At 38.8% G+C, this 21,182-nt stretch carries 20 protein-coding genes; 14 read left to right on the top strand and 6 right to left on the bottom strand.

The genetic code is table 11. The features are described from left to right. Positions 1-6: 6 nt before the first annotated feature. Positions 7-1,140 carry a DNA polymerase III subunit beta gene (gene dnaN / locus A3GQ_RS0118170; RefSeq protein WP_028778276.1) on the bottom strand — a complete coding sequence of 378 codons (1,134 nt, stop codon included), beginning with the start codon at positions 1,138-1,140 and terminating at the stop codon, positions 7-9. A gap of 633 nt (positions 1,141-1,773) precedes the next feature. Further along, positions 1,774-3,150 (bottom strand): chromosomal replication initiator protein DnaA, encoded by a 1,377-nt coding sequence (gene dnaA / locus A3GQ_RS0118160; RefSeq protein WP_028778274.1) that lies wholly within the window; start codon positions 3,148-3,150, stop codon positions 1,774-1,776. A gap of 1,053 nt (positions 3,151-4,203) precedes the next feature. On the opposite strand from dnaA, the gene rpmH reads away from it, so the two are divergent. The 7 genes from rpmH to rsmG all read left to right on the top strand — a co-directional run bounded on the left by rpmH (position 4,204) and on the right by rsmG (position 9,943). Beyond that, on the top strand, positions 4,204-4,338 hold the full coding sequence (gene rpmH / locus A3GQ_RS0118155; protein WP_028778273.1) for a 50S ribosomal protein L34: 135 nt from the start codon (positions 4,204-4,206) through the stop codon (positions 4,336-4,338). Between the two features lie 139 nt (positions 4,339-4,477). After that, entirely contained in the window at positions 4,478-4,852 is a 375-nt protein-coding gene (rnpA, locus tag A3GQ_RS0118150) for a ribonuclease P protein component (protein ID WP_028778272.1), read from the top strand. After that, a complete protein-coding gene (yidD, locus tag A3GQ_RS0118145; RefSeq protein WP_028778271.1) occupies positions 4,849-5,058 on the top strand; it encodes a membrane protein insertion efficiency factor YidD in 210 nt (69 codons plus the stop codon). Before rnpA ends, yidD begins: the two co-directional genes overlap by 4 nt. A gap of 39 nt (positions 5,059-5,097) precedes the next feature. Continuing rightward, on the top strand, positions 5,098-5,853 hold the full coding sequence (gene yidC, locus A3GQ_RS0118140) for a membrane protein insertase YidC (protein ID WP_037465458.1): 756 nt from the start codon (positions 5,098-5,100) through the stop codon (positions 5,851-5,853). An 81-nt stretch (positions 5,854-5,934) separates the two neighbouring features. Next, a complete protein-coding gene (gene mnmE, locus A3GQ_RS0118135; protein WP_028778269.1) occupies positions 5,935-7,311 on the top strand; it encodes a tRNA uridine-5-carboxymethylaminomethyl(34) synthesis GTPase MnmE in 1,377 nt (458 codons plus the stop codon). 62 nt (positions 7,312-7,373) lie between these two features. Next, positions 7,374-9,251 (top strand): tRNA uridine-5-carboxymethylaminomethyl(34) synthesis enzyme MnmG, encoded by a 1,878-nt coding sequence (mnmG, locus tag A3GQ_RS0118130; RefSeq protein WP_028778268.1) that lies wholly within the window; start codon positions 7,374-7,376, stop codon positions 9,249-9,251. After that, positions 9,248-9,943 (top strand): 16S rRNA (guanine(527)-N(7))-methyltransferase RsmG, encoded by a 696-nt coding sequence (gene rsmG, locus A3GQ_RS0118125; protein ID WP_028778267.1) that lies wholly within the window; start codon positions 9,248-9,250, stop codon positions 9,941-9,943. Before mnmG ends, rsmG begins: the two co-directional genes overlap by 4 nt. Before the next feature lie 142 nt (positions 9,944-10,085). Here rsmG and A3GQ_RS27310 read toward each other — a convergent pair whose 3' ends face one another. Continuing rightward, complete coding sequence (locus tag A3GQ_RS27310) at positions 10,086-12,275, bottom strand: hypothetical protein (RefSeq protein ID WP_028778266.1); 2,190 nt, start codon at positions 12,273-12,275, stop codon at positions 10,086-10,088. Between the two features lie 203 nt (positions 12,276-12,478). Next, positions 12,479-13,678, bottom strand: coding sequence for a ParM/StbA family protein (locus A3GQ_RS0118115; RefSeq protein WP_028778265.1), 1,200 nt, complete (start codon positions 13,676-13,678; stop codon positions 12,479-12,481). A 381-nt stretch (positions 13,679-14,059) separates the two neighbouring features. Here A3GQ_RS0118115 and noc point away from each other — a divergent pair, with 381 nt between their 5' ends. The 3 genes from noc to A3GQ_RS0118100 all read left to right on the top strand — a co-directional run bounded on the left by noc (position 14,060) and on the right by A3GQ_RS0118100 (position 16,559). Continuing rightward, entirely contained in the window at positions 14,060-14,884 is an 825-nt protein-coding gene (gene noc, locus A3GQ_RS0118110) for a nucleoid occlusion protein (protein ID WP_028778264.1), read from the top strand. 63 nt (positions 14,885-14,947) lie between these two features. Next, complete coding sequence (locus A3GQ_RS0118105; protein ID WP_028778263.1) at positions 14,948-15,709, top strand: ParA family protein; 762 nt, start codon at positions 14,948-14,950, stop codon at positions 15,707-15,709. Beyond that, the gene (locus A3GQ_RS0118100; protein WP_028778262.1) at positions 15,702-16,559 is read left to right on the top strand and encodes a ParB/RepB/Spo0J family partition protein; all 858 of its coding nucleotides are present in this window, start codon (positions 15,702-15,704) and stop codon (positions 16,557-16,559) included. Before A3GQ_RS0118105 ends, A3GQ_RS0118100 begins: the two co-directional genes overlap by 8 nt. A gap of 65 nt (positions 16,560-16,624) precedes the next feature. Here A3GQ_RS0118100 and yyaC read toward each other — a convergent pair whose 3' ends face one another. Beyond that, positions 16,625-17,197, bottom strand: coding sequence for a spore protease YyaC (gene yyaC, locus A3GQ_RS24900; RefSeq protein WP_037465484.1), 573 nt, complete (start codon positions 17,195-17,197; stop codon positions 16,625-16,627). Positions 17,198-17,373: 176 nt separating this feature from the next. Between yyaC and A3GQ_RS0118090 the strand changes: the two genes are divergently transcribed. The 4 genes from A3GQ_RS0118090 to A3GQ_RS0118075 all read left to right on the top strand — a co-directional run bounded on the left by A3GQ_RS0118090 (position 17,374) and on the right by A3GQ_RS0118075 (position 19,356). Beyond that, the gene (locus tag A3GQ_RS0118090) at positions 17,374-17,592 is read left to right on the top strand and encodes a DUF951 domain-containing protein (RefSeq protein WP_028778261.1); all 219 of its coding nucleotides are present in this window, start codon (positions 17,374-17,376) and stop codon (positions 17,590-17,592) included. Between the two features lie 16 nt (positions 17,593-17,608). Continuing rightward, entirely contained in the window at positions 17,609-18,709 is a 1,101-nt protein-coding gene (ychF, locus tag A3GQ_RS0118085) for a redox-regulated ATPase YchF (RefSeq protein WP_028778260.1), read from the top strand. A 124-nt stretch (positions 18,710-18,833) separates the two neighbouring features. Beyond that, positions 18,834-19,088, top strand: coding sequence for a hypothetical protein (locus tag A3GQ_RS0118080; RefSeq protein WP_028778259.1), 255 nt, complete (start codon positions 18,834-18,836; stop codon positions 19,086-19,088). Between the two features lie 22 nt (positions 19,089-19,110). Then, entirely contained in the window at positions 19,111-19,356 is a 246-nt protein-coding gene (locus A3GQ_RS0118075) for a hypothetical protein (protein WP_028778258.1), read from the top strand. A 1,321-nt stretch (positions 19,357-20,677) separates the two neighbouring features. On the opposite strand, the gene A3GQ_RS0118065 is transcribed toward A3GQ_RS0118075, so the two are convergent. Continuing rightward, positions 20,678-21,151 (bottom strand): AAA family ATPase, encoded by a 474-nt coding sequence (locus A3GQ_RS0118065; protein WP_245596812.1) that lies wholly within the window; start codon positions 21,149-21,151, stop codon positions 20,678-20,680. Between the last annotated feature and the right edge of the window lie 31 nt (positions 21,152-21,182).

The following is a 21,182-nucleotide window of genomic DNA, read 5'->3' as shown; positions in this document are numbered from 1 at the left end:
TTACGTTTAACGGGTTCGAATGGGCACGATCAAGTGAAGTGAATCGTTTCGGTCAGTGGGTTGAATGAGGAATGGTGTCATGGATCCAGTAAACTGGATATGAATATCCTCACTGTCAATGGTGCGGAGTGCCTCTATCATGTAACGAGCATTAAAAGAAATAGTGAGTGAAGGACCTTTAACATCTGCTTTAATCTCTTCTACTACACTTCCTATTTCTTGAGAAGCAGAGGTGATTTGCACTTGGTTATCGCTCACAGTCCATTTTATCACATTATCTCGGCCGTCCCGGCTAATAAGTGACGCGCGCTCAACAGATTGTAACAATTCTTTGGTTTTGGTGGTTACTTCTACATCTCCTGTTTGGGGAATAACTCGATTGGTATCTGGATAACTTCCCTCTAATAATCTTGTATAAAAAGATAAGTATTGATTTCTAGCAAGTAACTGATTTCCTGCAACTACTAGATCTACTAACTCTGTTTCATCTGCAAATGTTTTTGCTAATTCACTCATACTCTTGCCTGGAATAATAACATTTTTCAGATGTAGATCTGGTAAACTTTCTACTTGTGTGCGCTGACGAGATAAACGATGGCTATCTGTAGCAACACAGGTGAGTAAACCATCTTCTAACTGAAACAATACTCCTGTAAAGACACCTCGTGCTTCATTGACAGCTACAGCAAAACTTGTCTTGCGAACGAGAGTACGAAGCAAATCTGCCGACAAAGAGAATACTTGTTCTTCATACAGTTGTGGAAGGGAAGGGTATTCTTCGCTAGGTAATCCATGTAATTGAAACTCCGCTTTTCCCGAACGAATGGTTATTCCATTTCGTTCACCAACAATCCACTCTACCTCATTCCCAGGAAGTTTGCGAACGATTTCTGCAAAAATTTTACCTGGAACTACTACACTCCCTGTATTTTCCACAAACAGTTGTTCTTTGTCTTCTTTTATTTTAGATATTTTTGTCTCAATTGTCATATCCGAATTGCTGCCTGTTAGAATTAATTGATCTTCTTCGGCTGTTACTTTGATCCCCGTTAAAATTGGAATAGTTGTTCTGGTTGATACTGCTTTGGTAACTTGTGATACCGCCTCAACTAATACACTCTGTAAGATTCTTAATTTCATGATATCCTGCTACTGAAAACATAGAAAATATTCCTATATCCAGAGTTTTCCTGTTTCTACGTGTCCTGCCTTGCCACAAATCCGCTACTACAGTTTGCTATAACACTCCACAGGCGTAAATTCCCGTGTAGCCCACGGTACATATACACAACCTCGTTTTATGAAATTGGTGTATTCAACTCGGCTTGGTTTTTGCCGTAGGAACATTAGTTCTATTAGTAGCAGGAATTCACCTCCTTTTTTTGTAATTAATTTCAGGATGTTTTTACATTTTTTCTTCATTCTTCCGCTTTACCGAGAATAGTTTATCTTCCTAAACTTTTTGGAAAGAGGGATTTAACCTAATTTTTTGCCTGTTTTACGAGAAAACAAAAATAAATTCAGTTGATCTTGTATGCCTCTTACACATAGGTTTGATTTATTCGAGTTGAATTAATTTAGGGCCGACAATTTTTCTTTTCTAATCCTATTAATTAATTAATTATTTTTTAATAAAGATTAGTAGTAATAGTAGTAGTACTTGTGGATACTGTGGATAAGTGGGTTGAGATAAGCAACAAAGCCTATACACGTTGTGGATAAGCTGTGTATAGGCATGGGTGAGTTGTCCACAGTATCCACATCGGCCTGTGATTAACTGTTACGACTGAGACGATTTTTTAGTTCCAAGATCACTTGCTCTAGCTCTCGATCATGACTTAACAGTCGACTTATTTTTTCATGGGCATGAATGACTGTAGTATGATCTCGACCACCAAAATCTTCTCCTATTTTTGGTAGGGAGCTGTCTGTTAATTCACGCGAGAGATACATGGCGATTTGTCTAGGGTAAGCGATCGTTTTGGTGCGTTTTTTGCTTTTTAAATCTTCCACTCGAAGTTGATAGTAATTGCCAACAGCTTGCTGTATTTCAGGAATGCCAATTAACTTAGGCTGATTGGGTGATACTAGATTTTTTAAGGCTTCATGAGCCAGATCAATGGTTATTGCTTGATTAAGCATCGTAGAATAAGCAACGACGCGAATGAGTGCACCTTCTAATTCTCGAATATTATTCGCCACTTGATCTGCAATATAGTAAAGAACTTCATTCGTCACTTCTAAGTTATCAGCGATGGCTTTCTTCCGAAGGATTGCAATCCTTGTCTCCAAATCCGGAGGTTGTACATCGGTGATAAGTCCCCATTCAAACCGAGATCTCAGTCGATCTTCTAAGAATGGTATTTCTTTTGGTGGACGATCACTTGAGATAATAATTTGTTTGTGAGCTTCATGAAGCGTGTTGAAGGTGTGGAAAAATTCTTCTTGTGTACCTTCTTTTTTGGCAAGGAACTGAATATCGTCAATCAATAGCACATCCATGGATCGATATCGGTTGCGGAAAGGCTCTACATTTCCACTTACAATGCCATTAATAAATTCATTGGTGAATTTCTCAGAAGAAATATAACAAATTCGGCTTTCGGGATTTTGTTCCTTTACATAATGTCCAATAGCATGCATCAGATGTGTTTTCCCTAACCCTACACCTCCGTATATAAACAGTGGATTGTATGTATTAGCTGGTTGAGCTGCTACTGCTAAAGATGCTGCGTGAGCAAATCGATTACCAGGCCCAATAACAAATGTTTGGAAAGTGTATTTGGGATTTAGTAGAGAAGAAGAAGGAGCCTCTTCTATCAATGATGGCACTTCTGGCAGTGTTACTTCGTTAGAGTTAGAATCCTCAGTCGCCTCCACCTTTTTTCCGACATCTGTTTCATCCAAAGAGTGCAAGATGAAGTCAACTTCCATGGAGATCCCTGAAATCTCTTTGAGAGCAATTAATATCTTATTTTTTGCACGGTGGACAAGCCAATCCCTTGTAAAAAAATCAGGTACAGCGATAAGTAAGAAATTAGGTCGACTCTCTACGACTTTGGTTTGAATCAGTAGTTGTTCCACATCTGCCGATTCGTCGGAGCAAGCAGATTTTAAGGCATGAAGCCATAGTTCATCAGCAGAATACATAAGAAGTATCCTCCTTTCTTTCCATGTCATAGTAAGTTATCCACAATAAGGATAGGTAAATTTTAAGTACTCCACAGAGTTATACACATTATCCACAATCTGTGGATAACTTTATAGTATGTGATAGCAGTTATGAACAACTATACTTATCCACAATCTGTGGACAACTGTGATATATTAAAAACTTATCCACGAAGAAAACAAAATAAGAATATCAAAATAGACTAGATATGACAAGGACTTTTGTATACTTATCCACTTACCCACAGCCTGTGGATAACTACTTATCCACAGGCTGTAATTCTGTGTATAATCAGTGGATAAGTTGTGGAAAAAAACAAAAAAAGTTGTCCACATGCGCTCTGAATTTCACAAATTCGACGAAAAATAGGATACTCCCTCTGATTTCTGTGGATAACTTGTGGATAAGTTGTTTATAACCTGTTGATAAGCTGTTGAAAAGTAGTGGATAACCTATAAAAAACCTTAGATAACAACACGTATAGAATTAAGTGTCAAAAACCTATTTATTTCTATTATAAACAATAAAATTAAGCAAATCATGATTATAAATATATCCAAGACAATGGTTATCTCTTGTGAGCAGTATTTTTTAACAGGATGTTAGTTATTTCTAAAGACTTTTCGTTTTTTTCTGTGGATAACTTGTGGATAAGTTGTTTATAACCTGTTGATAAGCTGTGGAAAATCGGTGGATAACATCATTAAATCCATATAAATCTAAGAAGATAGAAATTTATTATGTGAGAAAGGAAATTATTTTTATGGAAAGGAAACAACATGAATTGGTTTATTGGGAATAATAAACATGGGAATTTCCAGCATACCTTTCCTTTCTTTTGAATTACGTGAGAAAGAACAGTATAGAAAATACATAATTATCTCATGAAATCACTAGATAAGGATATCTATCTCCTATTTTCTTGACACTAGGCCCTTTAGATAGCTATAATATGGAGGATTGTCGACAAATTCGACTACTTATGGAAGAGAAGGGGGGTAACCTTGGATTTTGTATCAAGGTGAATATAAATGAAAAGAACTTATCAACCAAGTAATCGTAGACGGAAGAATGTACATGGTTTCCGTGCGAGAATGGCTACGAAAAACGGACGTAAAGTATTAGCTGCACGTCGTCGTAAAGGAAGAAAAGTGTTATCTGCTTAATCCTAGGACCACTGACTAACTGTGGTCTTTTTTTCAATATACTAATTTATTGGTAGATATGTGAGTTATAATAATGTGTCTAAGTTTTTTTCTACTTGCCTATCAGCAAGTTTTTTACTGGGGAATGGAGGAGCCTATCTTGCAACGAGCATTTCGCTTAAAGAGACGCAACGATTTCCGAAAAGTTTTTCGTTCAGGAACATCGGTTGCGAATCGCCAATTTGTATTATATACCTTCAAGCGTACAGATAAAGGAGTATCACGGGTTGGCATCTCTATTAGTCGCAAGGTAGGTAAGGCCGTAGTGCGAAATAGAATAAAAAGGTTGGTTAAAGAGATCGTAAGACAGTGGATGGATCAGATTCACCCACAAATGGATCTGATTCTCATTGCTCGCAATCCAGTAGTAGGCTTAGACTATAAAGAGATGGAATCTAGTCTTCGTCATGTAATGAAACGAGCCAATGTGTTCACCCATCTACCAACAGGGAAAAAGAGGAGTGAGCGAGGTTGAAAAAACTAGCCATTCTTTTTATTCACTTTTATCGAAAATTTATTTCACCGCTATTGCCTCCCAGTTGTCGTTTTTATCCTACGTGTTCTCAATACGGATTAACGGCATTGGAGCGACATGGTTTTTGGCGCGGTGGTTACTATACAGTTAAGCGAATTTGCAAATGTCATCCTTTTCATCCTGGTGGGATAGATCATGTCCCCTAGATGATTGATTTGGTTTTATTCCTTAAGGAGGAGTTTGTTTTGAGTAAGCGGCGAAAATATTTTATATTTGCTCTCATCGCCCTATTTGCCGTTATTGTGTTAAGTGGTTGTTCACCAACTGATGCACAATATGCAAAATTAGATCCAGCGCATGCAGGTTTCTGGGATAAATATTTTGTTATTCCTTTGGCACATTTAATGGATTGGTTCGCAGCACAGCTCGGTAACTATGGCTTATCTATTTTAGTAGTAACTTTTCTCATAAGGCTGGTTATTTTTCCTTTAACCTATCGTCAGCAGAAAAGCATGCAAGAAATACAAAAGATTCAACCTCAAATGCTGAAAATACGAGATAAATATAAAAAAGATCCACAGAAGATGCAACAAGAGACTATGAAGTTGTATCAAGAACACAATGTAAATCCAATGGCAGGTTGTTTTCCGATCTTGATTCAAATGCCAATCTTAATTGCTTTTTACCAAGCAATCGTTCGAGATGCGAATATCGCAAAATCTTCTTTTCTCTACTTGCAGTTAGGTCATCCTGATCCTTATTATGTTCTACCATTACTAGCTGCGATTACTACATACATTCAATTTGTTGCGTCTGGGACAGGCGATAACCCTCAAATGCGTATAATGATTTGGATTTTCCCTATCATGATTTTTGTCTTAGCATTTAACTTCCCTGCTGCGATGGCATTGTACTGGGTGTATGGTAATATTTTTACGATTTTACAGTACCAATTGATACTGAAACCAATGTTAAAGAAACCAGCTGGTGCAACAAAATAACAGAGATCTATCCGACTCCCTTGCGGGAGTTTTTTTCTATCCATATTGTGTTAAGATTAGGTATGATTTGAGGTGAATGTTATGGAGAACGATACAATTGCAGCTATTGCAACAGCAATGGGTGAGAGCAGTATAGCCATTATTCGGGTTAGTGGTCAAGAAGCATTAACTCTTGTTGATCATATATATCAAGGAAAAAACAAACTGATCGAAGCAACATCCCATACCGTACAATATGGGCATATTGTTCATCCTTCTACAAATGAAAAGGTAGATGAAGTGCTTGTAACGGTGATGATGGCACCAAGGACCTTCACAAGAGAAAATGTAGTGGAAATAAGCTGTCATGGCGGTTTGATCGCAGTGGAGCAAACACTTGAGTTACTACTTTCTACTGGTGTGCGTTTAGCTGAACCAGGTGAATTTACCAAACGTGCTTTTTTAAATGGTCGAATTGATTTATCGCAAGCAGAAGCAGTTATTGATCTTATTCGAGCAAAGACGGATAAAGCTGCTAAGGTGGCAATTCGTCAATCGGAAGGAAAGTTATCCACACATATTCGTAGTTTGCGGAGCGAGATTGTGGAAACATTAGCGCATCTAGCTGTTAATGTTGATTATCCAGAGTATGATGCAGATGTATTGACAGGCCAATTTGTAGTAGAACGTTGTAAATCGATGCAAACAGATCTCGAACGTCTGCTTCAAACTGCCCGACAGGGCAAGATTTTGCGTGAAGGTATCGCGACAGCTATCATTGGTCGCCCCAATGTAGGGAAGTCCTCCCTTATGAATGCATTGACTCAGGAGAACAAAGCCATTGTAACGGATATTCCTGGGACAACAAGAGATGTGATCGAGGAGTATGTGAATGTACGTGGTATTCCTTTGAAGTTGTTAGATACAGCAGGTATTCGAGAAACAGAGGATATCGTGGAACAAATAGGAGTGAAGCGTTCCGAAAAGGCGTTGCAAAGTGCTGATCTAGTGCTATTCATGATCAATCATGCAGAATCGCTGCAAAAAGAGGATCTTTTTTTGCTGGAAAAAATCAAAGCTTATCCAAGCCTTATCATTATTAATAAGACAGATCTTCCGCAACAGATTGATTACGAAGTAGTCCAAGCAAAAAGCGGAAATAAAAAAATGATACCACTATCAGTAAAAACAGAGAATGGATTGGATCAGTTGGAAGAAGCAATTAAAGATATGTTTTTCGCGGGTAACATCGATGTAAATGATCAAACCTATGTGAGCAACGCTCGCCATATACAGCTCTTGGAACAAGCGAAGGCTAGTATTACGGAAGTCATAAGTGGAGTGGAACAAGGTATCCCGCTCGATATGGCAGAAATCGATATGAAAAATGCTTGGCAATCGTTAGGGGAAGTCATTGGTGAAGCAGTAGCCGAAGATTTGATTGATCAGATATTCTCTCAGTTTTGTCTTGGTAAGTAACGTAGATCCGATAAACTTCAATAAAATCTGGGAATAATAGAAGCAGAGAGGTTGTGTGAAAAGTGAGTTATCAAGCAAGTAACTTTGATGTAATCGTCATTGGAGCTGGACATGCTGGTTGCGAAGCGGCTTTAGCAGCTGCTCGTATGGGATGTAAAACTTTACTCCTGACCTTAAGTTTAGACACGATTGCATATATGCCTTGCAATCCATCGATTGGTGGCCCAGCTAAAGGACATGTTGTCCGTGAGCTGGATGCACTAGGTGGAGAGATGGGCAAAAATATTGATAAAACCCATATTCAAATGCGTATGTTAAATACGGGCAAGGGGCCAGCCGTTTACGCATTGCGTGCACAGGCGGATAAAGTCTTATATCAAAGAGAGATGAAGAAAGCAATCGAAGAAGAGCCTAATCTTACATTGCATCAAAATATGGTAGAAAAGTTATTGATGGAAGATGGATCATGTAAAGGAGTTATCACTCGTACAGGTGCAGAATATCATGCGAAAACAGTAGTTTTAACAACAGGGACGTATTTACGAGGGAAAATTATTATTGGTGATCTCCAATATGAGAGTGGACCGAATAATCAACAACCATCTATTAACTTAGCACACCATTTGCAGGAATTGGGTTTTGAGATGGTGAGATTTAAAACAGGTACTCCACCCCGTATTAATAGTCGTACGATAGATACCAGCAAAATGGAGATTCAGCCAGGTGACACAGAACCACGAGCCTTTTCATTTGAAACAAAAGCATATATTATGGATCAGTTACCATGTTGGCTCACTTATACGAATGAAAAAACGCATCAGTATATTCAAGATAATTTGCATCGTGCACCAATGTATTCTGGTCAAATTGAAGGAAGAGGTCCACGATATTGTCCATCAATTGAAGATAAAATTGTCCGGTTTGCTGATAAGAATCGTCACCAAATTTTTATCGAACCCGAGGGTAGAGAAACATTGGAAATGTATGTACAAGGGCTATCAACGAGTTTGCCAGAAGATGTCCAACAAGATATTCTTCGTACCATTGATGGATTGGAAAAAGCAGAAATGGTACGCACTGGTTATGCGATTGAATATGATGCCATTGTTCCAACTCAATTATGGCCAAGCTTAGAAACAAAGCTAGTACCTGGATTATTCACCGCAGGCCAAATTAATGGTACATCAGGATATGAAGAAGCTGCAGCTCAAGGAATTATGGCAGGCATCAATGCAGCAAGGAAAGTTCAAGGGAAAGAGCCTGTTGTTCTTAATCGTTCGGACGCGTATATTGGTGTACTGATTGATGATTTGGTTACGAAAGGAACAAATGAGCCCTATCGATTACTAACATCCAGAGCAGAATACCGCTTGTTACTTCGTCATGATAATGCTGATTTGCGATTAACTGATAAGGGGTATGAGATTGGTCTCATAAAAGAAGATCGATACCAACGATTTGTAGCTAAACGTAATGCGATCAAAACAGAGATAGAAAGACTACGTAAGACAAAATTAACTCCGAATGCTGAAGTGCAGACAAAGTTGGCAGAGTTAGGAACACCAGACATAAACAATGTAACCGAGTTAGCAAACTTAATCAAACGACCAGAGCTAACTTATCAAGAAATCATGAAACTATCTCCAGCCCCAGTTGAATTGAGCGATGAGGTAATGGAGCAAGTGGAAATTCAGCTTAAATATGAAGGATATATTCAAAAATCATTGCTACAAGTGGATAAAATGAAGCGTATGGAAGAAAAACGTATTCCTCACTGGGTAGATTATACAAAAATTTCCGGTCTCTCTTCTGAATCGAGGGAGAAATTGCAACAAGTAATGCCTGTTTCATTAGGCCAAGCATCTCGTATTTCTGGCGTAAATCCGGCCGATATATCTATTCTCATGATCTATATTGAACAGGGTGGAAGAACTGCATGAGAAAATATTTGGATGAAGCGTACGAATTGAGTTCATCACAACTCGAACAGTTTGCAGTTTACTATCGATTGCTTGTGGAAAAAAATAAGGTGATGAACCTAACAGCAATTACGGAAGAACAAGAAGTGTATATTAAACATTTTTACGACTCACTGACTATTACCCGGGTAATAAATATGTCTGATATTACAACCGTTTTGGATGTAGGAACAGGTGCAGGATTTCCGGGTATCCCATTAAAAATTGCATTTCCACATTTGAAGTTGACTTTATTGGATTCTCTTCAAAAGCGTATCCGCTTTTTGCAAGAAGTCGGAGAAGAACTGGGATGGGATGATGTAACATATGTACATGGTCGAGCGGAAGACATTGCCCAACTCTCCGATTACCGAGAGCATTTTGATGTAGTTGCGTCACGAGCAGTAGCCAAAATAAATGTGTTAGCGGAATACTGTTTACCATTTGTGCGTGTTGGTGGGAAGTGTATAGCAATGAAAGGATCTAATGTAACAGAAGAAATGTCTAACTGTAAGCAAGCATTGTTTATTTTGGGTAAATCTACTCACCAAGTACATCCTCTTGTTTTGCCAGAAAAAATGGGAGAGAGAAATATAATCACTATCGACAAAAAAGAATCTATTCCTATGAAGTATCCACGCAAATCAGGGGTAATCAAAAAATCACCATTATAAAAAACCTATATTGAGGTTTTTTATTTTGTATTTGGTTACTCCTTTTCTTTTAACGGAAGGAAAGAGTTACCTCAAATATGAAATCGTAACGGGCAGGAATAAAAAAATAGGAGAAGACTCCCTATACAAGGGAGTCTTCCTTTTATCCTAAGTTATTAATTAAATTGTGAAGACCTCTTAGAGCAATCTTTCGTTTCTCGATCTTATCCATTTCTTGTCGCTTCCGATCATTACTATTTGAAAAGGAAGGAAAGAAATCTTCAAAGCTATTGTATCCGTATGGTTCTTCAAACTCGATATTATCAATTTTGAGATTATCAGAGCTCGTTTCGATATGATCATGTTGTTCTTCTTGGTATTCCTTATCAACATCTTCTAGCGATTCGGATTCAGCAGTTTTTGTAGGTGTTTGTTCCGAGTCATGATGAATGATCGATTCTTGTATTAGGGAAGAAAACGACTTGTCCGTCTTATTTGTATTACTAGGCTGTACGATTGGATTAGGTATCGTTGCCTCTAGTGAAGAAAAAAGACGGCTTTTTTTATTTCTTCTTCGTGAAGAAAAAGGCTCTAGAGGAAAAACCTCTGGTTTTTTTGTTTGTTCTTCAACTTGATTGGTTACAGATTTTTCTCTTTTCACTGGTTCGATAGATGGTGCTACTTTCGACTCTTGATGTAACTGATGAAAAGAAAACTTTTTCCTCAACCGTATATCTCGATCTAAAACCAGAGTAGGTGAATCCGATTTTTCAACCTGTTCTGTTGTTTCGTTTTCCTCTGCTGTAGGCACAGGATCTTCTTGTCTTTCTTGATCCTGTTCTGCTGAGTTAGGGGATTCTATCATTTCTTCCTCAAGTACATGCTCATCTTCTAGATGAGATTGCAAAAGAAGCTCTTCCATTTCGGGTAGCTTGTTATGTTGTACAAAAGAAGATCCCTGAGAATCATCACTCTCTGTTTTTTCTTCTGCAAAGGCTTCTTGATTAGAAAAATCAGGCATTGTGAGAGCTTCTTCTAGCTCTTGCTTTTTTATGTTTTCATCAAGTGAAGACTCGATTGTGTCAGGTAAAGGTGGACCATGAAAGATGAAATTATTTTTATCGTTTAAGAAGTCAGGTATTTGGACAGTATGTTCTTTTGGTTCCTCTTCTAATTCATCTACAACTTCAGCAAGTTGTTCTTCTAAACGTTCCTCTTCCACTTGTTCCGTTTGTTCGATTGTATCATGTAATAGATTTTCTTCTTCGCCTTCAATTCGAATAGGATTGAACAAATGGTAAGAAGACAGGATAGAACCAGAGAGTCCATTTTTGTCATTACGTTGAAGTCCTCTATATTTACTACCACGAATGCCTAGCATACGGTTATCGATCAGAGAACTCTCTTTTGTTAACGGAGTAATCATTGGAAATGTAAAATCCTGCTCATTTTCTTCTGTTTCTTCATTTTCCATTATTGCTTCTTCTAGTTCTTCTGAAGCTCCGTCTTCCATTATTGCTTCTTCTGTTTCTTCTGAAGCTCCGTCTTCCATTATTGCTTCTTCTGTTTCTTCTGCGTCTTCGTTTTCCATTATTGCTTCTTCTGTTTCTTCTGCGTCTTCGTTTTCCATTATTGCTTCTTCTATTTCTTCTGCGTCTTCGTCTTCAAATATTGCTTCTTCTAGTTTCTCTGAAACTCCGTCTTCCATTATTGCTTCTTCTGTTTCTTCTGCGTCTTCGTCTTCTATTATTACTTCTTCTAGTTCCTCTGAAGCTTCGTTTTCTACCATTTCTTCTTCTAGTTCTTCTGGTTCACCATCTATCTCGTGTGAATGCTCATTTTCTGAAGAAGTTTGTATTTGTAGAGGATCCAAATCCGTGAATTCTTGTGCAGAATGACTTTGTTCTACAACCTCATTTACATCGGTAAAGGTAAAAGCCACCTCTTGTGTCTCAATCTCATCCGATAGCACGACTTCAGTATCATTTTCTTCATCATTAGTAGAATGTAAACTTAATTCTACGGATTCTTCTAATTCCTCCACTCTATTCTCTTCAAGCCTTTCATGTACTTCATCTGGTTTGACGAGCTGTACAATTGGTTGCACTAGATATGTAGTGGCGTTTTGAAAAGTTGTTTGCATTTGATGTTGCTGGACCTGCAAATGTGTAATCGTATCATCCGTTGCTGTTGAATGGACTTGTTTCTGAGACATCATTGTAATCATAGTCTGGGGGTCAATAGGTATATAAAGAACTCGTTTTCCTTGCTCTTGCAAAGCTTCTACGGTCTCTTTAGAATTCTCATCAAAACCCAAAACAACTGTATCAAATTCTTGATCTTTCCCATTCATTTTTCGTTCTCCCTCCTTCTTATTTTTTAAATGAATATAGATCGCCCATTTCTTCCATCCTATTATCTCTTTTTTTTCGACATAAGGCTAGTTCCAATTTCGATCCTTCGTGCCTGTTTAGAGAAATATATAGCAAAATCCCCCAATATCTTGGGGGATTCAGAGAATAAGTAGTGCTCATACGTTGTAAACAGGATTATATTCTATTTTTTGATTTTTTGTTGTGGATTGTGTTGTTTTTTATTCATGGATTCACTGAGTGCATCTGGGACAGTAAATTCTTGTTGAATCGTTGCTGCTGCCTCAAGTAAATCTTTAACAGGAACAGCTTTAGATTTGGATTGGGAGAATTTACAAAGGCCAAAGCCATTTGCAAATTGGGCTTCAATTCCATAATCCTCAGCAAAAATAAGTTTATCACCAAAACGTTCACGATAGAACGGTTTGAAAGGAATAGATGCTCCACCAGTTAGAATGATGTAAGTGATATCATCACCAAAATCAAGACGTTGCCAAACTTCTTCTACAAGGTTGGAACCAACTTCTCGTACACACTCTTGAACGATCGCGCTTACATCATGTGTCTTTCCTTTAAAACTAATTTCTCCTGAGTTTACAATACGAGGCAAACTCCAAATAGGATACTCTTTTCCATTGTTTTCGGCGTCAGCAGTACGAGTAAATTCTAGTAGGCGTTTAGATAATAAGTTATATACATTTAACATAGCATGACGGGAGGTAAAACTTTGCCGTTTGATGATCGTTTCTCCATGTAGAGTCTCAATATCGGAAGTACCAAAACCTAAGTCATTGATACTTACTTTTTGGATAAAGAGGTCTTCATTTAATAATTTTCCATCACGATCAAGGGCAATGTGGAACAAAGTAGCCATAGGCTGACTAATGACAAAGAGGTTTTCTTTCTTAATTTCAAATTCAATTTTGCGATAGGGGAGGTTACCTTGCTTTACTTCAAAGGTGTGTTTTCCGATAAGTCGTCTTTTTAATTCATCTTTGTAGTCGATATAGCTATCGGTGGGTAATGCTACAGAAACGACTGGCTCATTATTACCTTGGAGCATCAAACCAGTACTGACGCGAAACATGATAAGATATTCTTGTTCACGGAACCATGTTGGACTAAATAGTCGACGTTTATGGGAATCAAATAATTCGTCGTCTCCTGATTGCTCTACTGCGAGTTTTCCACAAAACCATTCACGATCCCCATCTGCTTCACGATACATGATGTTATGTGGATCATTGTTGTAAGTGATTTCACCCACTCGGTTTGGAACAACCATATTGCGGATAAACATTTTATAGAATTTACCATTAGCACGACTTACTACTTTCGTACCATAGTAACCTTGATCATTGCCTATGTATACAGGTGTACTCATTTCGGTTTCCTCCTAGATTAAATCACGTAGTTTTCTATGTTCCCTCTCAACGATTCTACCAATTACAAGTAATAGGATCAAGGACTTTCTGTTCAGAAGCATCTATTGACGTATCACAATTCTATTATGTATGAATTCAAATACATATTAGATTAATAAATAACTATGATAGAAAATGTTCCACGTGGAACATCCAATTTTTTACTTATTTAGCAGGTGGTAACGAATAGATAGCGAAAATATAAAGAATAAGAGCAAATTTATGCTACTTAAAATAAAAGGACCTCTCATTTATATTTGGATGTCAAAAGAGGAATAGCATAAATTTCAGCATAATGCTGCTTCGTATTTAGAAAATGATGAACAGGCGGTGGAAATGGTATGAAAGAACCGTTTAGTCGGCTATTTGGCTTAGCTGAAAAACAACAAATCGAACAGGTGAAGCAGATTCCTGTTAGTCTCATCAAACCTAGTCCTTATCAGCCACGTGCAATTTTCTTAGATGATCGGCTAGAAGAATTGTGCCAAACAATCCGACTGCACGGAATTATACAGCCTGTTGTAGTTCGTCAGAAAGGCAAACACTACGAGTTGATTGCTGGAGAACGCAGGTTGCGTGCAGTAAAGAAATTGAATTTTCCTACCATACCTGCGATTATACGAGAGCTTAGTGATTCACAAGCTGCTTCGGCTGCATTGATCGAAAACTTACAGCGAGAAGGTTTGACAGCGATAGAAGAGGCGAGAGCGATAGAACAATTATTAGATGTCCATCATTTAACACAAGAAGGTTTGGCTCAGAGACTAGGAAAAAGTCAATCCACTATTGCAAATAAGTTACGCTTATTGCAATTACCTACTTTTGTTCAAGAGGCATTATTAGATCGTTCGATCACAGAGAGGCATGCTCGTGCTCTTCTTTCCTTAAAAGATGAAGAAAAACAACAGAAATGTTTGCTCGAAATTATCGAAAAAGAGCTAAATGTAAAGCAAACAGAAGAGCGAATAAAAAAATGGTTAGAAGTAAAACCCAATCCTCGAAAGTCAGCCAGACCTTTTTCACGGGATTTTCGCCTTGCAGTCAATACAATTCGTCAATCTTTGGATATGATTAAACAGACAGGAATGGATGTAGTTGCACAAGAGGAGGAATCGGAGCAATTTTATGAACTAATGATTCGCATTCCAAAGGCAACAAGGGATTGATAGGTAAAATGATTTTCCTATAGAATAATAGAGAAAAATGTTAAAAAGTGAGTGGGTGACATCTTGGGAAGAGTAATTGCAATTGCAAACCAAAAGGGGGGCGTCGGCAAGACGACGACATCGATCAATTTAGCAGCAAGTGTTGCAGCGATGAAAAAGAAAGTTCTTTTGGTAGATATAGATCCCCAAGGAAATACAACAAGTGGACTAGGCATTAACAAAGCAGATGTAGAAGAATGTGTTTATGATGTATTAATGAATGAGCAAAACCCTGCTGAAGTGATTATTCCTACAAGTATGGATGGTTTATGGCTATTACCAGCAACGATTCAGTTGGCAGGTGCAGAGATTGAATTAAGCCAAGCTATTTCAAGAGAGTTGAGATTAAAATGGGCAATCCAACAAATTAAGGATCAATTTGATTATATTTTTATCGATTGTCCTCCATCCTTAGGGATTATTACGCTCAATGCGTTAACTGCTGTGGAGTCGGTATTGATTCCTATTCAATGTGAGTTTTATGCTCTAGAAGGTTTAGGTCAATTATTAAATACAGTACGGATTGTACAGAAACATTTGAATAAACGATTGGAAGTTGAAGGTGTTTTACTCACTATGTTTGATGGACGAACGAACTTATCCATGCAAGTTATGGAAGAAGTGAAAAAATACTTTCAAAGTAAAGTATATAAAACAGTAATCCCGAGAAATGTACGCTTGAGTGAAGCGCCTAGTCATGGTGTTCCTATTCTTGCATATGATGCAAAATCACGTGGTGCAGAGTGTTATGTAAGTTTGGCCAAGGAGGTAGTCGCGAATGGCTAAAGGCCTAGGTAGGGGTTTGGATGCACTGTTTACAAAGGTGGATGTTGAAAATGAAGATGTGATCAGCGAGGCAAATGTAGAAGAACTTCGTCCTAATCCATATCAGCCACGGAAACATTTTGATGATCAAGCGATTCAAGAATTATCGGATTCGATCAAACAGCATGGTGTTGTACAACCATTGATTGTTCGCAAAAGCATCCGAGGTTATGAAGTTATTGCAGGGGAAAGACGTCTTAGAGCAGCAAAACTTGCTCTTCTAGAACGAGTTCCAATTGTGATACGTGAGTTTACAGATGAACAAATGATGGAAATAGCGTTGGTAGAAAATCTACAACGTGAAGATCTAAATCCAATGGAAATCGCAACCGCATATCATAAATTGATGGACCGATTAACATTGACACAAGAAGAGTTATCAGATCGAGTTGGAAAAAGCAGACCACATGTCACCAATTTTTTGAGGCTATTACAGCTACCAATGGAAATTCAATCGGATGTTTCACGTGGAACATTATCGATGGGGCATGCTCGAGCTTTATTAGGCGTCAAAGATGGACAGATCCAACTTCAATTGGCAACGAAAACAATAAAAGAAAGAGCGAGTGTGCGTCAATTAGAAGAATGGATACAACGTTTAAATCAACAACAACCGCAGAAATCAAAAGAACAACCCAAGCGAATGGAACCAACCATTAAGCGTTATGAAGATATGTTGCAACAAGTTTTTAGTACGCCTGTGAAGATAAAACAGGGCCGGAAAAAAGGGAAAATAGAAATTGAGTACTTTTCCGATCGTGAACTAGAACGACTTATTGAAATGATTCAACAAGATCATATGATTCAATGATTTTTGTTAAAAGGGGGGCATAGTCTCCCTATTTTTATGTTCTTCTAGATATTAGCCCCTGTTAGTTAGACTTCGTTTTGCCAAGTATCTTCGATGGATTGCATTTGGATCGCATTTACAATAGATTCAGAAATAATTTGAGCCATACGCATTACCGTGCTTAACCGTGTGTTTTGTAGTACCATATATTCCATGAATCCAGCAACATTTACAATACCAGTGACATGAATTTGTCCAACTTCAGGTAACTGTTTGTTCACCCCAGCACCGGGTTTAATAGGTCCTAAACCTACTTGTATAGAACCAACGCTTTTTAATTTTCCTAAACAAGCGTCAATGGCAATTACTAAAGCATCAGGATACAAACGTTGAAGTTGGTCTAGCTTCTCTGGTAAATTTAAAGCATGGACAGGCTCTTCAAGTGTGCCAAGTACGGTTAAATGATCAGATTCATGTTGAGAGAGAAAGGTACCAACAAGAGGACCCAAGGAATCACCTGTTGATCGATCTGTTCCAATACAAACACATACTACTTTATGATAGGTAAATTCACTCAAAACAGATGCAACGGAATGAGTGACATCCGTTTTTGCACATGGATCTGTGTGAAGAATGCTGTAGGAAATCGTTTGGTTCATGGTAATCCCTCCATTACTCTCAAGCTCATTAACAGTATACGGAAGAAGATGGTAATATATACGTGTCCTATCATTTGAATTGCTAGATTAGAAGAGTTAAAAATTACTCTCCTTATTGTATGTTGGCTCCTGCCGTTGAAAGATCAATCATTTTCACTATTAGTAGGTGATAAATAGTGCAACGAAAAGAGTTTGGTTTAGGCGATGTTGTTCAAATGAAAAAAGGGCATCCATGTGGGACGAATGCATGGAAAGTGATCCGGATGGGTATGGATATCCGCATGAAATGTACAGGATGCGAACATAGTGTATTGCTCCCGCGGGCCCGTTTTGAGCAAAGGTTAAAAAAAGTATTACAATCAGCAGACCAAAATGATGAAAATAGATTGAATTAGTAAAGGAGAAAAAGTAGTGGCATTAACAACAGGAATCGTAGGATTACCAAACGTAGGAAAATCAACATTATTTAACGCAATTACAAGAGCAGGTGCAGAATCTGCAAACTATCCTTTTTGTACCATTGAACCAAATGTTGGAGTGGTAGATGTACCAGATGAGCGTTTAACCAAGTTGACTGAGTTGATCAATCCCCAAAAAGTCATTCCTACCGCATGTCAATTTGTGGATATTGCTGGTTTGGTTAAAGGTGCGAGCAAAGGCGAAGGATTAGGAAATAAATTTCTGTCCCATATTCGGGAAGTTGACGCTATTTTGCATGTGGTTCGATGTTTTGAAGATGACAACATCACACACGTTTCTGGCAAAGTGGATCCCGAGAGTGATATGTCCACCATCCAATTGGAACTGATCTTGTCGGATATGGAGACAGTAGAAAAGCGCTTGGACCGAGTAGCTCGTCAAGCAAAAACAGGAGAAAAAGCTGCGGTTCAAGAACAAAACTTGCTTTCCAAAGTGTTAACCACTCTACAAGAGGAAAAACCAGCAAGAATGACAGAAGTTTCTGCGGAAGAATTAGTCCAACTCAAAACATACAGTTTACTTACAATGAAAGATGTTCTGTATGTAGCAAATGTGAGTGAAGAAGAAGTAGCAACAGCAGAGGAAAACCCTTATGTACAGCGTGTAAGGGAGATAGCAAAAGCGGAGGGTGCTGGAGTAGTAACCATTAGTGCACAAGTCGAAGCAGAAATTGCGGAGCTCGATGGAGAAGAAAGGGATATGTTTTTAGAAGAGCTCGGTTTACAATCTTCCGGGTTGGATCGTTTGATCAATGAAGCATATCGTTTACTTGGTCTTTATACATTCTTTACTGCTGGAGAAAAAGAAGTCCGTGCCTGGACTATTCGCAAAGGAACCAAGGCACCACAAGCAGGAGCAGTGATTCATACCGATTTTGAACGTGGATTTATTCGTGCGGAGATCGTTGGTTATGAAGATTTGATTGCTTCAAATGGATTTGTGGGGGCAAAAGAAAAAGGTTTGATGCGTTTGGAAGGTAAGGAATATGTGGTGCAAGACGGAGATATTATTACTTTCCGCTTTAATGTATAATCTATCAAGCAGTATATACGAACCAAACAAGTCCAGTATATTGGACTTGTTTCTTTGTTTTTTCAAATTAAACTATAATTAAGGTAAGAGCCCATTGGACTCCCGATATAGAAAAAGAGGGAATATGTCTAAGGTAACCAATCACACCAACGAAGAGCCTGTCATGGCCAAGGACAGGTACGCGATCATTGCTGGTCTGCGGAGCGTGATTGCAAATCTCATCCAGGGCGGTGTACTGACGTCGCTCCCCAACGAGGCGGCGGATTTGCTTAAGAACCTCAACGAAGGAGAACGGCTCACTGGTGATCCGAAGGACATCGGTGAAGTATTAACGAAGGCCGTTGAGAACTTCACACACACCCTTGCAGTTGCTCATTGATAACGATGAGGTGCCTGAGGTCATGACGAAGCAGCACACCATCATCATGGTTCTGCGACGTGTGATCGCAAATCTCATCCAGAGCGGTGGGCTGGCGTCGCTGCCCAATGGGGTAGCGAACCCGCTCAACAACCTCAAAGAAGCGGAACGGCTCCTCAAGGGAGATTGGGAGGTCGTTCGTGAAGCACTCTTGAAGGCAGTCGAGAACTTCTCGACTGTGCTTCAGTCGCTCGTAGTCAGCGATAGGGAGACATCCCCCAACAGCTGATGAACAGGAACTCGGCCATGGAATGCAACATCTCCATGAGCCGGGCGCCGCTGCTTTCCTGAAAAAATCGACTTCATATCTGAGCAAAATTTCTTTCATTATACGGTTTACCTTCTCTAATTAAGCGCTAGTCATGAAATAGACGAAAAAGAATGGGAAACGTTTAAGAGAAGGGAATAGGTGGTTCAAGATGATATAGAATTACTTTACGGTTTAATGTGTAATCGAGTAATAAAAGATAATGGATAAACAAGTCCGATACCGGGCTTGTTTTTTTGTATTTGCAGATATTCAAAAAGTAGCTTGATAGGTTGAATCCTTTTTAGGTCTCTCATTCTGAAAGAGGGTCTCTCCCAAATGTCTGGTCTGACCAAGGAGGAGCTGTTCCTCATGCGGACGATCAAGACGTCGATGTTCAACCTTTCCACGATTGGAGGTACGGTTCCTAGTGCGTCAGTGACTGCGATCTTCAAGCTCACCAAAACCGAAAGCTATCTTCGTGATCCCCATGGAGGTAGCTTCGAAGTTGCTCTTAAGTACTTCGAAACTGTACGTGGGCACCTTCGGAAGTCTTTGGCCGACCACAACAGGGCTCTCGAGTCAATCATTGAAAACGAGTACAAAGGTCTGGAAATCCTAGGTAAGTGTTTCATTTTGGATTGTATCAGGGACTCGTTGAATGAGCTTGTCACGATCATAGATACAGTCCCAGTGAGGCACTGGCCGCAGTCTGTGCCCTTGACGATATCTCATAATCATCAGGTACTGAAGGTACTCACGAGCACCTTCGGAAGGCTCTGACCAACTATACCAAGGACCTCGAGTCGTCCATCAGCGGTGAGGATAAGTCTCCCCCATTATCTGATGAACAGACGCTCTACCATGGAGAGTTGCATTCCATGGTCGGGTGCTTTTGCTATTATCCACCGAAAGATCTCTCTTTTTCGTTTCTTCATTTTTTATTTCGCTTACTTTCCAACCTTAATTTTAGTTTAGTAATATTTTTTCAATAGTTATGTTATAAAAAATAGATCCAAAAGAACGGGAAGTTTGGTAGGCAAGGAAAATGTGGTTCAAGATGGGGGGATTGCCGCTTTTCGTTTTAATATGTGAATGGATATAAAAGTAGGCGTATAGGCTGAGTCTATTGTAAAAGCTAGAAAGAAGATGGAGGGATAAGCGGAGAAAACAAAGCTTGACAACAATAAAAGCGGGGTTTTCAATTCTATTTAAACGAGGACTTTCTTGTTTTTTATGTGTAAAAATGGGTGGCCGTCCGAATCTATATCCAGACGGCCAGATAGGTTTTGTGTCTTCCTCTTTACTTATGACCCGGCATCGTAGAGTTGGTGTCAATGGTCATGCTCAGATGAGCAGATTTGGAGAGAATACTCCACACCTTTTCTTTTTTATGATAAATTTCTTGGACTCTCTCTGGGTCAACAAAGCGATCTCGTTGCTTATTACGAGTAAGACAGGTTTCTAGAGAGGCGCAGACATAGATGAGCAATACCCTGTAACCAGCTTTTTTTGCTTTTTTCATGGCAAATTCTGTCCAATCGAAATCGATGGAAGTATCATCCAAAACAAAGGGTTTCCCATGTTTGATTGCTTTTTTCAATTTGTTTCTTGCCCTTTTTTCAAAGATAGGATAGATCCTCTTTGTGAAGGAGGGTTGACAAAGTAATTTTTTTACTCTGATAAAGGACACCATCATTGTATCTGCATTAATGATTTCTATAGTATTCCACGTTTTTTGGGCATGTGTAGATTTACCTGAACCCGGTGGTCCCATATAGAAAATAGCAATCATCATTCTCTCCCAT

Origin of the sequence: Shimazuella kribbensis DSM 45090 (genome assembly GCF_000428065.1) — a bacterium.
GTDB lineage: Bacteria > Bacillota > Bacilli > Thermoactinomycetales > Thermoactinomycetaceae > Shimazuella > Shimazuella kribbensis.
This window is presented reverse-complemented; position numbering and strand designations above follow the sequence as displayed.